The 14,682-nt window shown below is 64.1% G+C and carries 12 protein-coding genes; 10 read left to right on the top strand and 2 right to left on the bottom strand.

What is annotated here, in order from left to right:
* Positions 1 to 25 precede the first annotated feature (25 nt).
* The 10 genes from BN1079_RS02820 (at position 26) to BN1079_RS02775 (ending at position 12,213) form a co-directional block, all read left to right on the top strand.
* Positions 26 to 1,615, top strand: a complete 1,590-nt coding sequence (locus tag BN1079_RS02820) for a DUF1302 family protein (protein WP_139053045.1) — start codon at positions 26 to 28, stop codon at positions 1,613 to 1,615.
* Positions 1,616 to 1,645: 30 nt separating this feature from the next.
* Positions 1,646 to 2,893 (top strand): DUF1329 domain-containing protein, encoded by a 1,248-nt coding sequence (locus BN1079_RS02815; protein ID WP_074436851.1) that lies wholly within the window; start codon positions 1,646 to 1,648, stop codon positions 2,891 to 2,893.
* A gap of 71 nt (positions 2,894 to 2,964) precedes the next feature.
* Positions 2,965 to 5,022, top strand: a complete 2,058-nt coding sequence (locus BN1079_RS02810; protein WP_037022159.1) for a hydantoinase/oxoprolinase family protein — start codon at positions 2,965 to 2,967, stop codon at positions 5,020 to 5,022.
* A 5-nt stretch (positions 5,023 to 5,027) separates the two neighbouring features.
* Positions 5,028 to 6,881 carry a hydantoinase B/oxoprolinase family protein gene (locus BN1079_RS02805; protein ID WP_037022158.1) on the top strand — a complete coding sequence of 618 codons (1,854 nt, stop codon included), beginning with the start codon at positions 5,028 to 5,030 and terminating at the stop codon, positions 6,879 to 6,881.
* Between the two features lie 3 nt (positions 6,882 to 6,884).
* Entirely contained in the window at positions 6,885 to 7,475 is a 591-nt protein-coding gene (locus tag BN1079_RS02800; protein WP_037022157.1) for an isochorismatase family protein, read from the top strand.
* A 10-nt stretch (positions 7,476 to 7,485) separates the two neighbouring features.
* Positions 7,486 to 7,836, top strand: a complete 351-nt coding sequence (locus BN1079_RS02795) for a hypothetical protein (protein WP_037022155.1) — start codon at positions 7,486 to 7,488, stop codon at positions 7,834 to 7,836.
* Between the two features lie 28 nt (positions 7,837 to 7,864).
* On the top strand, positions 7,865 to 9,277 hold the full coding sequence (gene leuC / locus BN1079_RS02790; RefSeq protein WP_037022153.1) for a 3-isopropylmalate dehydratase large subunit: 1,413 nt from the start codon (positions 7,865 to 7,867) through the stop codon (positions 9,275 to 9,277).
* A 2-nt stretch (positions 9,278 to 9,279) separates the two neighbouring features.
* The gene (leuD, locus tag BN1079_RS02785) at positions 9,280 to 9,918 is read left to right on the top strand and encodes a 3-isopropylmalate dehydratase small subunit (RefSeq protein ID WP_037022152.1); all 639 of its coding nucleotides are present in this window, start codon (positions 9,280 to 9,282) and stop codon (positions 9,916 to 9,918) included.
* Positions 9,919 to 9,955: 37 nt separating this feature from the next.
* The gene (locus BN1079_RS02780) at positions 9,956 to 11,818 is read left to right on the top strand and encodes a sigma-54-dependent Fis family transcriptional regulator (RefSeq protein ID WP_037022151.1); all 1,863 of its coding nucleotides are present in this window, start codon (positions 9,956 to 9,958) and stop codon (positions 11,816 to 11,818) included.
* Positions 11,815 to 12,213: a RidA family protein gene (locus tag BN1079_RS02775; protein ID WP_037022150.1), complete on the top strand. Its 399-nt coding sequence runs from the start codon at positions 11,815 to 11,817 to the stop codon at positions 12,211 to 12,213. Before BN1079_RS02780 ends, BN1079_RS02775 begins: the two co-directional genes overlap by 4 nt.
* Positions 12,214 to 12,221: 8 nt before the next feature.
* Here BN1079_RS02775 and BN1079_RS02770 read toward each other — a convergent pair whose 3' ends face one another.
* Positions 12,222 to 13,991, bottom strand: coding sequence for an acyl-CoA dehydrogenase C-terminal domain-containing protein (locus BN1079_RS02770; protein ID WP_037022149.1), 1,770 nt, complete (start codon positions 13,989 to 13,991; stop codon positions 12,222 to 12,224).
* A gap of 24 nt (positions 13,992 to 14,015) precedes the next feature.
* On the bottom strand, positions 14,016 to 14,585 hold the full coding sequence (locus BN1079_RS02765) for a TetR/AcrR family transcriptional regulator (RefSeq protein WP_052114407.1): 570 nt from the start codon (positions 14,583 to 14,585) through the stop codon (positions 14,016 to 14,018).
* Positions 14,586 to 14,682 lie beyond the last annotated feature (97 nt).

The following is a 14,682-nucleotide window of genomic DNA, read 5'->3' as shown; positions in this document are numbered from 1 at the left end:
GGCGGCAGGATTTCAGGCGCCAGCCATGGCAGAAGATGGATTCTTCGACAACTGGGAGGTCAGCGGCTATGCGCGCCTGCACCTGTCCTGGAACCTGGAGAACCCATACCTGATGGACGGCAGCGACCCCGCGCTGGTCGGCGCCGACCGCAAGGGCGACTACCGCTACGACATGTCCATGGCGCGCAGCATCCTGAAGCTCAACCTCTTCAAGGAGTTCGGCGAGTCGCAGTTCTTCGTGTCGGGTCGGGTGGCCCGCGAGTACGAGACCAACTACCTGGAAGATCTTCAGGAAGTGATGGATCAGAACGCGCAGTCGGACTTCTTCAGCGACCGCCGCAGATCCGACGTCGATCTGATGGACGACGTTTACAACAGCGAAGAGCTGCGCGAACTGTGGTGGCAGACCAAGGTCACCCCCACTACCACCCTGAAGATCGGCAAGCAGCAGGTGGTCTGGGGCGAGACGGACTTCTTCCAGTCCCTGGACGTGATCCACGGCTATGATCAGCGCATCCGCTCCTTCCTCGAACCTGAGAACGAGGACGTGCGCAAGCCGCTATGGATGGTCAACCTGGAGCAGGAGTTCAACCAGCTCGGCGGGACCCTGCAGCTGATCTTTATCCCCGGCCAGTTCAACAGCGGCTATGACCGCGGCAACACCTACGACGTGGACGGCGGCCGCTGGGCCAATAACCCGAACAAGGGCATCACCTTCCGCACCGCCACCTTCGGTGCCGACGTGCCTTACAACTTCGACCACAAGGACGCCGACATGGACGATCCGTCCTACGGTCTGCGTTGGAAGTCGATGATGGGCGACTGGGAATATTCCCTGGCCTGGTTCCACGGCCCGTCGGTCAACCCGGTGATCAACCCCAACCCGGACAACCCTCTGGGCGTGGGCGACTCGGCCAGCGGCGTGCCATTCGGCGGTGCCTACAAGGGCGAGTACAACTCAGACCGCGGCTCCACCGTGGGCGAGCTGATCTACCCCTTCGTCAACGTCTTCGGCTTCTCCGCCAACCGCTACCTGGAATCCATCGACTCGGTGTTCTCCACCGAGCTCTCCTACATCCCCGACTCGCCGTACAACTACGGCCTGCAGGCAGGTGAGGCCGGCGGTTGCGCCTTCTTCCCGGGCTTCTGCGGGATCAAGGAGAAGGACGTGGTCAAGACCATGCTGCGCCTGGACAAGCAAGTGGCGCTGCAACGTTTCATCGGCACCAGCCGGCCTTCTTTCCTCTCGGTACAGCTGTTCAACACCTGGATCACCGACTACGACCGCGACGACGAGCTGGTCAACTCCGCGGGCTTCAGCGGCCGCACCAAGGAGTTCTCCACCATCGCCACGGCGATCCTCGCGATGAACTACGACAACGACCGCATCAACCCGAGCCTGGCCGTCGGCACCGACATGACCTACGGCGGCAGCTTCGTGATCCCAGCCGTGGAATTCGCCTACGGCGACCATTGGCGCATCCGTGCAGAAGCCGACATCTTCTTCAACGACGAGAAGCAGGACCGGGCGCTGCAAGGCTTCAACAACACCAACCTGTTCGGTTACTTCCATGGCAACGACCAGCTGTCCTTGCGCGTGACCTACAACTTCTAAGACCCGGAGACGAAAACAATGACAACGAACATGCGTCTTAGCTGCATGGCCAGTGCCCTGCTTCTGTCCAGCGTGTTGACCGCACACGCGGCCGAGCTCAAGCCTGGTGACCAGATCAACGCGGGCAACCTTGCACAGCGCCTCGACGACACCTTCGAAGGCACGCGCATCGGCGACATGCTCACCGATCGCATGCAGACGCTGATCCGCGAGGAAGGGCTGAAAATCAACCTGAAGGCTTCCGAACCCATCACCCTCGGCAAGGACTACATGGCGGCCACCCGCGCCAACGCCGGCAAGGCCACCTTCAACCCCAATACCCGCCAGGTTGAAGGTTGGGTCGCCGGCATGCCCTTCCCGGACGTGCAGGAAAACGATCCCCATGCCGCGGAGAAGCTGATCTGGAACCACCATTACGCTCAACCGAACAAGAACGTGATGGACTACCCGAAGTTCGCCTACCTGTTCATCGATCCCAAATCGGGCCTGGAGCGCAAGCAGGAGTGGCGCTTCCTGCGCTACCAGATGAAGGGTCGCCTGGGCGTGGACAACCCGGTCGAGGGTGATGGCAGCATCTTCACCAAGACCCTGCTGTACGCAACCTACCCGTCGGATATTCGCGGCCTGGGCCTGTTCACCATCCGTTACGACTCGCCGAAACTCGAGGACTCCTGGGCCTACGTGAAGTCGGTGCGGCGTACCCGTCGCCTGTCCGGCGGCACCTGGATGGACCCGATTGGCGGCACCGATCAGCTCTCTGACGATATCGAGATCTTCAACGCTCACCCAAGCTGGTATCCAGAGTACAAACTGCTCGGCAAGCGCAAGCTGCTGGTAGTAGCCAACTCCACCACCACGCCGTGGAATGCCAAGGCCAAAGGCAACGCCGAGTTCCCCATCGTCGACCTCGACAACGCCCCGCACTGGAACCCCAACGACGGCTGGGAGCCGCGCGATGTATGGGTCGTCGAGGCGGTCACGCCGCCAGAGCATCCCTATGGCAAGAAGGTGATGTACATGGACACCCAGTTCCCGCGCTTCTACCAGGCCGAAGCCTATGACCGCAAAGGCCAGTTCTGGAAGTGGATGAACTACCACCTCAAGACCATCACCCTGGCCGACGGCGACACCGCCATCGCCTCAGCGGCGGGCTTCACCCTGGACTACCAGCGGCGCCACGGCACCGTCTTCATCCTCGGCGAAGGCACCACCATGAATACCCCCGGTATTACCGCGGACAACGTCAACCTGCGCGAACTGGAGAAAGTCGCACGCTGATACGTGTGACGCCTGGTCGCCGCAAAGGCGGCCAGGCCCCACAAGAATCAGGAAGCGCTTGGAGAGCAACCATGAGTTTTCGTTTGGGCGTAGACGTGGGCGGAACCTTCACCGACCTGCTGCTGATCAATGATGTGACCGGCGAGAGCTTTACCGCCAAGGTCCCTTCCACCCCCCACAACCCTTCCGTTGCGGTACTCAACGGTATCGAGCGGATTTGCGGCATCGCCGCCATCGACCCCGCGCAGATCAACTGCGTGATGCACGGCACCACCGTGGCCACCAACGCCATCCTTACCCGGCGTGGTGCCAAGGTGGGTCTGGTCACCACCCGTGGCTACAAGCAGGTGCTGCACATCGCCCGCTCCTTCGTGCCCGGCGGCCTGGGCGGCTGGGTAATCTGGAACAAGGGCGAGTTGCTCGCGCCGCTGGAACTGACCATCGAGGCTGATGAGCGCATTGGTGCCGACGGCGAGGTGGTTCGCCCGCTGGATCGCGAGGCGATCCGCCAGGAGCTGACACGCCTGGCCTCGACCGGCATCGAGGCGCTGACCATCAGCCTGGTCAACGCCTACGTCAATGGCGTTCACGAGCGCGAAATCCTCGAGATCGCCGCCGAGGTGATGCCACAGATTCCCGTATCCCTGTCCTCGGAAGTCGTGCCGGAGATGCAGGAGTACGAGCGCACCGAAACCACCGTGGTCAACAGCTACGTGCGCCCGGAGGTGGAGAAGTACATCAATCACCTGCAGAACGAGTTGGATCAACGCATCGGTAGCCATTCGCAGCTCTCGATCCTGCGTTCCGACGGCGGCCTGGCCACCAGCCAGTCGGCTGCCAATACCCCGGTCAACCTGCTGCTCTCCGGCCCCGCCGGTGGCGTGGCCGGTGCCATCTGGTTCTGCTCGCGCGGCGGTTTCAGCCGCGTGCTGACCTTCGACGTTGGCGGCACCTCCACCGACGTTGCTCTGATCGATAACAACCAGGCACGCATCCGCCGCGAAACCCGCGTCGGCGACGTGGCCGTACGCGCGCCATCGGTGGATGTGCGCACCGTAGGCGCCGGCGGCGGTTCCATTGCCAGCGTGCCGGAGCTGACCCGCGCCCTGCGCGTGGGCCCGGAAAGTGCCGGTGCGGTACCCGGCCCCGCCGCCTACGACCGTGGCGGCGAGCTGGCCACGGTAACCGACGCCAACGTGGTGCTGGGCTACCTGCCGGCCGTGCAGAAGCTTGGCGGCGACTTTCAGGTGCGCCATGACCTGGCGACCGCCGCGGTGCAACGCGTTGCCGACGCCATGGGCGTATCGCTGTTCGAGGCTGCCGAAGGCATCGTGCGCCTGGCCAACGAACACATGTACGGCGCGCTGCGCCTGATCAGTGTCGAGCAGGGCTACGATCCGCGCGATTTCGCCCTGTGCGGCTTCGGCGGCGCCGGTCCGCTGCACGCCAATGCCATGGGCATCCTGATGGACGCCTGGCCGGTAATCATCCCGCCGGGCCCCGGTGTGCTCTGCGCCTACGGTGACGCCACCACTCGGGTGAAGGATGAAGCCTCGCGCTCGATCATCCGCCGCATCGCCGACCTTGAACTCGACGAGGTCATGCAGATCCTCGACCAGCTGAGCAGCCAGGTGAGCCAGTCGCTGGCCAGCCAGGGCATCGAGCCGGGCCTGCAGCAACTCAACTACGAGGCGGACGTCCGCTATCAGGGCCAGGCGCTGCAACTGACTCTGGAAGTGGACCGTGAGCGCCTGTCGAGCGAGGGCCTGCAAGTGATCACCCGCTCCTTCGACGGTGAGCACGAGCAGCTGTTCAGCTTCAGCCTCGAGGACTCCCATGAGCTGATCAACCTGCGCGCCATCGCCCGTGCACCACGCCCGCAGATTACCGAGCGCCAGTACGAAAGCAGCCAGCTGGATCTGTCCGCGGCGGTCAGCGGTCAGAGCCCGATTCACTACGCCGGCAATGACTACAGCGCCACGCTTTACGATCGCAGCAAGCTGGCGCCCGGCCTAGTCGTGCCCGGCCCGGCCATCGTCATGGAAATGGATTCCACCACTGTTGTGTTCCCCGGTTACGAAGCGGCAGTCGACCGCATCGGCAACCTGCTGATTCGGCCGCAGGAGTAAGCATTATGGTTGCGCGTATCAAACAGACCAATAACACCCCTTTCGAACGCGTGGCGGTGGACAGCATCACCATCGATATCGTCGAGAATGCTCTGAGCAACGCCCGTCACGAGATGGACGCCGTGCTGTTCCGCACCGCCATGAGTCCAGGTATCCGTGAACAGGGCGACGCCTTCCCGCTGATCGCCACCAACGAAGGCAAGATGATCGTCGGCCAGTTCGGCTCCTTCATCACCGGCTTTCTGAAGAGCTATACCGGTGAGATCGAGGAAGGCGACATCTTCCTCACCAACGACCCCTACCTGTGCAATGGCGCGGTAAGCCACCTGCCCGACTGGTTGGTGCTGATGCCGATCTTCAAGGACGGCCGCATCATCAACTACTCGGCGATGTTCGGGCACATGTCCGACGTCGGCGGCAAGGTACCCGGCTCGCTGCCGACCAACGCCGCGTCGATCTGGGAGGAAGGCATCCGCATCCCGCCGGTCAAGCTGTACCGCAAGGGCGTGATGAACGCCGACATGCTCGACGTCATCCTGCACAACGTGCGCCTACCGCGCTGGAACCGCTCGGACCTCAACGCCATCGTCGCCGCCTGCCGTACCGCCGGCAAACGCTGCGTCGAACTGGCCGAGCGCTTCGGCGACGACGTCTTCTACAGCGCCCAGCAGGAGATGCTCGACCGTACCCGCCGCGCGATGAAGGAAGTCATCCAGCGCGTGGTGCCCGAGCAGCGTCAGGTTTTCGAGGACTACATCTGCGACGACGGCGCCGGCCTGGGCCCCTACACCCTGCGCTGCGCCCTTTGGCGCGAGGGCGAGAAAGCCATCTTCGACTTTACCGGCACCGACCCGCAGGCGCCCTCCTCGGTGAACTTCTACCTCAACGAAGAGATGTTCAAGATCTTCTTCGGCGCGCTGACCATCAGCCTGTTCGATCCGGCGATCCTGCTCAACGACGGCTTCTACGACCTGGTGGAAGTGCGCATCCCGCAGGGCTCGCTGCTCAAGCCGAACTTCCCGGCGGCGCTGTCCTGCCGAACCCATGCGCTGGGACGCATTTTTGACATGATGAGCGGCCTGCTCGGCCAGGGCGCACCGGAGTCCATGAACGCCGCCGGCTTCTCCGATTCGCCGCACTTCATGTATTCGGGCTACGACAAGAACGGCGAGTGGTTCCAGCTGTTCCAGATCGGTTTCGGCGGCATTCCGGGTCGCCCCGCTGGTGACGGTGCCGACGGCCACTCGCTGTGGCCGGGCTTTACCAACGTGCCCAACGAGTTCGTCGAGGCCTACTTCCCGCTACGTATCGAGAGCTACGAAACCCTCGCGGACACCGGCGGTGCCGGCCTGCATCGGGGCGGCAACGGCCTGCGGGTCAGCTACTGCATGCTGGTCGACGGCGAGATATCGATTCACGACGATCGCTGGCTCACCTACCCCTGGGGCGTCAGTGGCGGCGAGCCGGGCGCGCGCAGCCGCAAGGAGCTGGTGCGGACCGATGGTAGCCGCCAGGTGCTGCCCTCCAAGTGCGACAACATCAAGGTCACCGCCGGCGACGTGCTGCTGTTCGACACCTGGGGTGGCGGTGGCTGGGGCGATCCGTTCAAGCGCGACCCGGCCAAGGTGCTCACCGATGTGCGTCGCGGGCTGGTCAGTGTCGAAGGCGCACGCCGCTATGGCGTGGTGATCGCCAACGATGCCGTCGATCAGACCGCCACCGAGGAGCTGCGCGCCAAGTTGATCGACGCACGCGGCCCGGTGGAGCTGTTCGACCGCGGCGGCACAGTGGAAGAACTCAAGGCCCGCTGCCTGGAAGAAACCGGCCTGCCCGCACCCGCTACGCCGACCTGGAGCTGAGCCATGGCCTTGCAATCCAATGATCTGCAGACCGCCGAACGCTACGCCCTGGTACTGGTGGACCTCAGCCTGGGGTTCACCGACCCCGAGCTGAGCCCGCTGGCCTCCGACTGCCCGCAGGTGGTCGAGGCCAACCGGCAGTTGCTGGAGGCCTTCCGCCGACGCGGCTGGCCGGTGTTCTTCACCACGGTGGCCTACGACAGCCCGGACCAGGCGCGGGTGTTTCGCGAGAAGCTGCCAAGCCTCAACGTGCTGGAAGCTGGCAGTCGGCTGGTGGAGATCGATCCCCGGCTGGCCCCGCGTGAAGGCGAACCGGTGCTGGTCAAGCACTGGGCCAGCGCTTTCTTCGGTACCGACCTCAAGGCGCAGCTGGATGCGGCAGGTGTCGATGGCGTGATGGTCACCGGCTTGACCACCAGCGGTTGTGTGCGCGCCACCGCCGTGGACGCGCTGCAACACGACCTGCGGGTACTGGTACCGGAGGAAGCTGTGGGTGATCGCAACCAGGAGGCGCACAAGGCCAATCTGTTCGACCTGCAGCTCAAATACGTTGATGTGCGGCCCCTGGAGCGCTGCCTTGCGCTGCTGGCCTAGGGCGCAGTGGATGGTCCTGGCACTGCTGGCCGGTTGCGCCGGGGACGGCTATCGGGGCGGCGAACCGTCGCCCATCCTCACCCAGTCCCCTGCCTGCCAGGCTTATTCGCAGGCTTGGGTCAATCACTTCCGGGCCAGCGTCGCCGCGCTGGACGGGCGGCGTGGCGAGGCGGCCCGCGCCGACTTGCTGCTGGCCCGCGCACAACTGCAGCAAATGCAAATGGATGACGGTTGCTACAAGCCCTATTGCCTGATCCAACCCAGGGCTGAAGGCCGGCTCGACGCCTACTGCGGCTACAAGGTCCCCGACCCCACCGGCGCAGAGCTTTACCGATGGATTCCCTGGACCAATCTAAACTGAGCCATAAGAAACAAGAGAGGACGATATCGTGGGAGCGCAGACACTCTACGACAAGCTGTGGGCGCGCCACCGGGTGGACGAACTTCCCGATGGCTCCACGCTGCTGTACATCGACCGGCACCTGCTGCATGAGGTGACCTCGCCCCAGGCCTTCTCCAATCTTCGGCTGGCCGGGCGCAAGCCCTGGCGGCTGGATACCAGCCTGGCCACCCCGGACCACAACGTACCCACCCTAAGCCGTGAACAGGGTGTGGAAGGCATCAGTGACGCCATTGCCCGTCAGCAGATCGCCACACTGGAGCGCAACAGCCAGGAGTTCGGCGTACCGCTGTTTGCCCTCGACGACGTGCGCCAGGGCATCGTCCACGTCGTCGGACCCGAGCAGGGCCTGACGCTACCAGGCACCACCCTGGTCTGCGGCGACTCGCATACCGCCACCCACGGCGCCCTTGCCGCCCTCGCCCACGGCATCGGCAGCAGCGAGGTGGAGCATGTGCTGGCCACCCAGACACTGCGCAGCCGCAAGCAGAAGAACTTCCGCATCCAGGTCGACAATCGCCTGGGCCTGGGCGTCACCGCCAAGGACCTGGCCCTGTACATCATCGGCCAGATCGGCACCGCCGGCGCCACCGGCCATGCCATCGAATTCTGCGGCGAAGCGATCCGCGCGCTGAGCATGGAAGCCCGCATGACCCTCTGCAACATGAGCATCGAAGCCGGCGCGCGAGTGGGCCTGGTGGCCTACGACGACAAGACCGAAGCCTATGTAAAGGGCCGCCCGCTGGCGCCCGGCGAGGCGGACTGGGAGCAGGCCATCGGCTACTGGCGCACGCTGCATTCGGACGCCGATGCGCACTTCGACCGCGAGCTGGAAATCGATGCCAGCCAGGTACGGCCGCAAGTCACCTGGGGCACCTCCCCCGAACAGGTGACCTCCATTGACGGCCGCATCCCGACTCTTGACCAAGCCTGCGACGCGCTGCAGCGGGCCGACTGGGAGCGCGCCCTGCGCTACATGGATCTCGAGCCCGGCCAGCCGCTGGCCGGCATTCCGGTGGACCGCATCTTCATCGGCTCCTGCACCAACGCCCGCATCGAGGACCTGCGTGCTGCTGCCGAGGTGCTGCGCGGTCGCGAAGTGCATGCACGAATTCGGCAAGCTCTGGTGGTTCCGGGCTCCGGTTTGGTGCGCCTGCAGGCCGAACGCGAAGGCCTGGACCGTATCTTCAAGGCGGCCGGCTTCGAGTGGCGCGCACCTGGCTGCTCCATGTGCCTGGGCATGAATGCCGACCGCCTCAACCCGGGAGAACGCTGCGCAGCCACTTCCAACCGCAACTTCGAGGGGCGTCAGGGCAAGGGCGGTCGCACGCACCTGATGTCACCTGCGATGGCCGCCGCCGCGGCCGTAATGGGCGAACTCACCGATCTCGGGAGCTTTTGAGCATGCAGCCATTGATCGAACACGAGGGGGTGGTCATTCCCCTCAACCGCGCCAATATCGATACCGACATGCTGCTGCCCAAGCAGTATCTGAAGAGCCTGGAATCGTTCGGCTTCGGCGATTTCCTCTTCGATGACGAGCGCTATCTGGACCCCGGCGAGATCGACACGCCCATCGAAAGCCGCCGGCGCAATCCGGCATGTATCTTGAATAGCTCGCCCTACGACCAAGGTAGCGTAGTGCTAGCACAGGCCAACTTCGGCTGCGGCTCAAGCAGAGAACACGCGGTGTGGGCACTGCGCGACTTCGGTGTGCGTGTAGTAGTGGCACCCAGTTTTGGAGATATATTCCGTAACAACTGCTTCAACAACGGTGTACTTCCGTTACAGCTGGAACAGGCGCAAATCGATGCGCTGTTCGCTGTCGTGGAGAGCCAGCCCGGCATTCGCGCCAAGGTCAGTGTCAGTGAGCGGATGCTGTGGCTCGGCGATCGGCAGATCGCCTTTGAACTGGAGGAAGGTCGGCGCCAGCGCCTGCTGCAAGGGCTGGACGAAATCGGCGAAACCCTGGCGTTTGCCGAGCGAATAAAAGCGTACGAAAACATGCGAAAGGCGGAGGAACCCTGGCTGTTCCGGGAGTGATCGCTCCGCCAACCACTATAAGAACAAGAGGTGCGCTGTGGAGTTTGCGAACGAGGAACTTGACCGTGTGAAGGTCTGCTTCATCGGCAATTCGAAGGTCAGTCGGCTGGTGCACAGCCTGATTCCCGAATTCGAATCGCTGGCGAACATCACCATCATCGACAACATTTTCAACGATGCCGTGCGTGCCGCCCGTGAGCGGGTGGAGCGCAACGAAGTGGATATCTTCGCCAGTGCCGGGGCCAACGCCTTCTACCTGCAGGACACCCTGCCGGTGCCGGTGCTGGGGCTGAAAGTTGAACAATCCGACCTGATCCACGCCTTCCTCACCGCCCGCCGAATCGCCGACAAGGCGCTGTTGCTGACCTACGAACGGCAAGTGGCCAACGTCGAATTGCTGCGCCTGTTCGGCGGCATGGAGCTGATCCACCGCACCTATAGCACCGCCGAACAGGCCCACGAGATCTTCCATAGCCTGCGGGCTGAAGGCATTGGCGTGGTCATCGGTTCCAGCTACGTCTGCGACCTGGCCGACCAGTGGGGCCTGGAGTCGGTACTGGTCTATTCGCGCGAGTCCTGCCGCAACATGCTGCGCAAGGCAATCCGCCGCGCCGGGTTCTACAAGCGCGAGCGCCAACAGGCCGCCACCGAGCAGTTCCTGCTGGAGCAGAACCCCAATCCCCAGGTGATCACCAATCGCAGCGGCGTCGTGGTGGCCTGGAACAACGCTGCCCAGTCGCTGATCCCCAGCCTGCCCAAGCGCCGCCGCCTCAATGGCACTCTCGACCCCCGAGTACTGGAAGCCGAAAGCCTCACCGCCGAAGGCCTGCTGCTGGGCGACCGCCTGTGTACGCTGAACAAGATTCCGTTCGAGGTGGATGGCGAGAGCATCGGCTCACTTTACGTGTTCAATCCACGCCCCCTGGCACAACCCAGCGATCAGGAGCGCCGACTGGTTTACCAGTCCAGCCTTATGGTCGAAGTGCAGAGCCAGCTGCACCTGTACGGTTCCACCCCCGGCACCGTGTTGTTGCGCGGCGAAACCGGCACCGGCAAGGAGCTGGCTGCACGGCAGATCCATATTGCCAGCGCCAATGCCAGCGGCCCCTTCGTGGCCATCAACTGCGCGGCGATTCCGGCCGAGCTGTTCGAATCCGAGCTGTTCGGCTATGCCGACGGCGCCTTCACCAGCGCCAAGAGCGGCGGCAGGTCGGGTCTGCTGGAAAGCGCCAACAACGGCACCTTCTTCCTCGACGAGATCAACTCCATGCCGCTGCCGCAGCAGGCCAAGCTGCTCCGCGTACTACAGGAACGCGAGGTGCGACCGGTGGGTGCCAAGCGCGCCATCGCGCTGAACATCAAGTTCGTCGTCGCGTGCAACGCCGACCTGCAGGCCGAAGTGCGCGCCGGACGTTTCCGCGAAGACCTCTACTACCGTTTGAGCACCTTCGTCGTGGTGCTGCCACCGCTGCGTGAGCGCATGGAAGACATGCCGGTACTGATCGAATATCTGGTGCGCCGCGCCAGCCAGCGCTACGCAGTGGACGCCGACCCGGCGGACATGGCGCGCGCGCTGACTCCGGTCTTCCGCCGCTACAGCTGGCCGGGCAACGTACGCCAGCTGGAAAACATCATCGAGCGACTGGTGGTTTCCCTGCGTTTGTATGGCAGCAGCGACGCTCTTGCAGACGCCCTACCGCGGCTGGCCCCCGAGCTGTTCACCTCGGCGAATGAAATCGACGAAGGCGGCCACCTGCATCAGGTGGAGCAGGAAGAAATAGTCAAGGCGCTCAAGCAATTCGGCGGCAACAAGAGCCTCGCCGCGGAATACCTGGGCATCAGCCAGACAACGCTGTGGCGTCGCCTCAAGCGTATTGCCAACGAGGCGGGCCACTTATGAAAAAAACACTGATCCAGCCGCTGCCCGACCCTTTCGAGCCTTTCGCCCTGTCACCGGGCATCGCCTATGGCGACCTGCTGTTTATTTCCGGGCAAGCCGCTCTCGACCCGCAGGGACAGATAGTTGGCGCGGGAGATTTCATGGCCCAGGCCGAATGCGCCTTCGGCAATTTGCAAAGGGTGCTGGAAACCGCCGGGGCCGGGTTGGAGGACGTGCTGAAAGTCACCATCTTCGTCACCGACATGACCTATTTCCCCGAGGTGGTGGCTCTGCGCAAGCGTTTCTTCCGCCCGCCCTACCCGGCCGACTCCATCGTTCAGGTCAGTGCCCTGGCGCTGCCGGAACTGATGTTCGAGATCGAGGCGATTGCCGCCCGACCGAAGTCGGGCGGCTAGCTCCGCGCTTAGAACTGCTCAGCGTCGAGGCTATAGAGAGAGGCGCTGCCGGCGCGGATGCTGCCCTCCAGGCCCTGCACACGCGGCAGCAGGCGTTCGAAGTAGAAGGCCGCACTGGCACGCTTGCCCGCGTAGAAAGCATCGTCGCTGTAGGCACGATTGGCCGCCGCGACCATGCGCACCCACATATAGGCATAGGCGGTGTAGCCGAACAGATGCAGATACTCCACCGAAGCCGCGCCAATGGCGTTGAGATCCCCCTTGGCCTGCTCCAGCAGCCAGCCGCTCAGCTGTTCCAGGCGCTCGACAGCGTCCAGCAGCGCGGCGTTGTGCGGCGTCTCATGGGCGGCGGCGAAGGTGCGGATTTCCTCGGCGAACAGGCGCAACGCGGCGCCACCGTTACCCACCACCTTGCGGCCAAGCAGGTCCAGCGCCTGAATGCCGTTGGTGCCCTCGTAGATCTGCGCGATACGCACGTCACGTACCAGTTGCTCCTGGCCCCACTCGCGAATGTAGCCATGGCCACCGAACACCTGCTGCCCGTGCACGCAGCTCTCGAACCCGGTGTCGGTGAAGAAGGCCTTGGCCACCGGCGTAAGCAGCGCCACCAGGGCTTCGGCCCGCTCCCGCTGTGCCGGGTCCTCGGCGTACTTGGCGAGGTCCAGCTGCTGCCCGACGTAGCAGGCGAAGGCGCGGCCAGCCTCGGTCAGGGTCTTCATGGTCAGCAACATGCGGCGCACATCGGCGTGAACGATGATCGGGTCGGCCACCCGCTCCGGCGCCACCGCCCCGGTGGCGGCGCGGCTCTGCAAACGCTCGCGGGCATAGTCCCGAGCCGCCTGGTAGGACGCCTCGGCACAGCCGATACCCTGAATGCCGATGGACAGCCGCTCGTAGTTCATCATGGTGAACATGGCCGCCAGGCCCTTGTTCAGTTCGCCGACCAGGTAGCCCCGGGCACCGTCGAAGTTCATCACGCAAGTGGACGAGGCCTTGATGCCCATCTTGTGCTCGATGGAGCCGCAGGACACCGCATTCGCCGCACCCAGGCTGCCGTCGTCGCCGACCAGCACCTTCGGCACCAGAAACAGCGAGATGCCCCTCGGCCCTGCCGGCGCATCCGGCAGTTTGGCCAGCACCAGGTGGATGATGTTCTCGGTCAGGTCCTGCTCGCCGCCGGTGATGAAGATCTTGCTGCCGGTGATGCGATAGCTGCCGTCTGCCTGGGGCTCGGCGCGGGTGCGGATGATGCCCAGGTCGGTGCCGGCGTGGGCCTCGGTCAGGCACATGGAGCCGGCCCAGCGGCCTTCGTACAACGGCGGCAGGTAACGGCGCTTGAGCTCCTCGCTGGCGTGGGCGTCGATGGCCAGGCAGGCGCCGGAGCTCAGCGCCGAGTAAAGGGCGAAGCTGGAATTGGCCGCGTAGAGCATTTCCTCGAAGGCCACGGCGAGCATCTTCGGCATGCCCATGCCACCGAACTCGGGGTTGCCGGAAAGCCCCACCCAGCCGCCCTCGGCGTAGGTGGCGTAGGCTTCGCGAAAGCCCGCCGGGGTCTGCACCTGCCCGTCAATCCACTTGGCGCCTTCCTCATCGCCGCTGCGGTTGAGCGGCGCCAGCAGGTCGCCGGTGACCTTGGCCGCCTCCTCGAGGATGGCGTTGGCGGTATCGGCATCGATGCGTTCGGCCAGGGTCGGCAGGCTCGCCCAAAGGGCAGGCGCCTCGAATACCTCGTGGAGAATGAAGCGGGCGTCGCGCAGGTCGGCCTTGTAGCTGGGCATGGGAGTTACCTCGGTCGTAGGGGTTTATTGTTGTGGTTGGTGACGCAGACCTTGCAGGCAGCCCTGCAGCAGGGTTTCGATCAGACTGGTCTGCTCGTCCGCCGGCAGGCCCTCGCCGGCCAGCCACACGGGCAGGTGCTCGATAAGATTGAGCAACACCTCCCCCGCCAATCCATCGGCCTTATTCCCGACCAGGCTCATTGTCAGGCCGTCGGCAACTCGCCGACGCAGGCTGTCGATACGGGTCAGATGGCCGGGTCTCAGGCAGTGGCGTTCGCGACAGGCCAGCAGAAAGCGCGACGGGCATTGCCGGTAGGCCACTCCCACCATGCGGCTCAGGCGCTGGGTCGGTTGGATCGTCAGCCCCGAACGGGCACAACGGCCAACAAGGATCAGCAGCTGTTCATAGTGTTCTTCCAACGCCTCGAACAACAGCTCTTCCTTGCCCGCAACGTGGGTGTAAAGGGTGCCGGTGGATACCCCCATGTGGTTGGCCAGCTTGCGCAGGCTGACCTGGCCAAAGCCCTGTTCGGCGAACAGCTCAAGAGCACGCTCCCGGCTGTTTTCGAAACGGGTGACAGGCTGAACTCTCATGGCAGATTCCGTGGCAGTTTATCGAGCCTTGAAACAGGCGGCGTCGATGACAGTCTAGAAAGCCCCGGGGGTCGCTTGCTATGCCCAAAGCGCCCGC

This window comes from Pseudomonas saudiphocaensis, from assembly GCF_000756775.1.
GTDB classification, from domain to species: Bacteria; Pseudomonadota; Gammaproteobacteria; order Pseudomonadales; family Pseudomonadaceae; genus Stutzerimonas; species Stutzerimonas saudiphocaensis.
The sequence above is the reverse complement of the archived record's forward strand: the minus strand, read 5'-3'. Positions and strand labels throughout refer to the sequence as shown.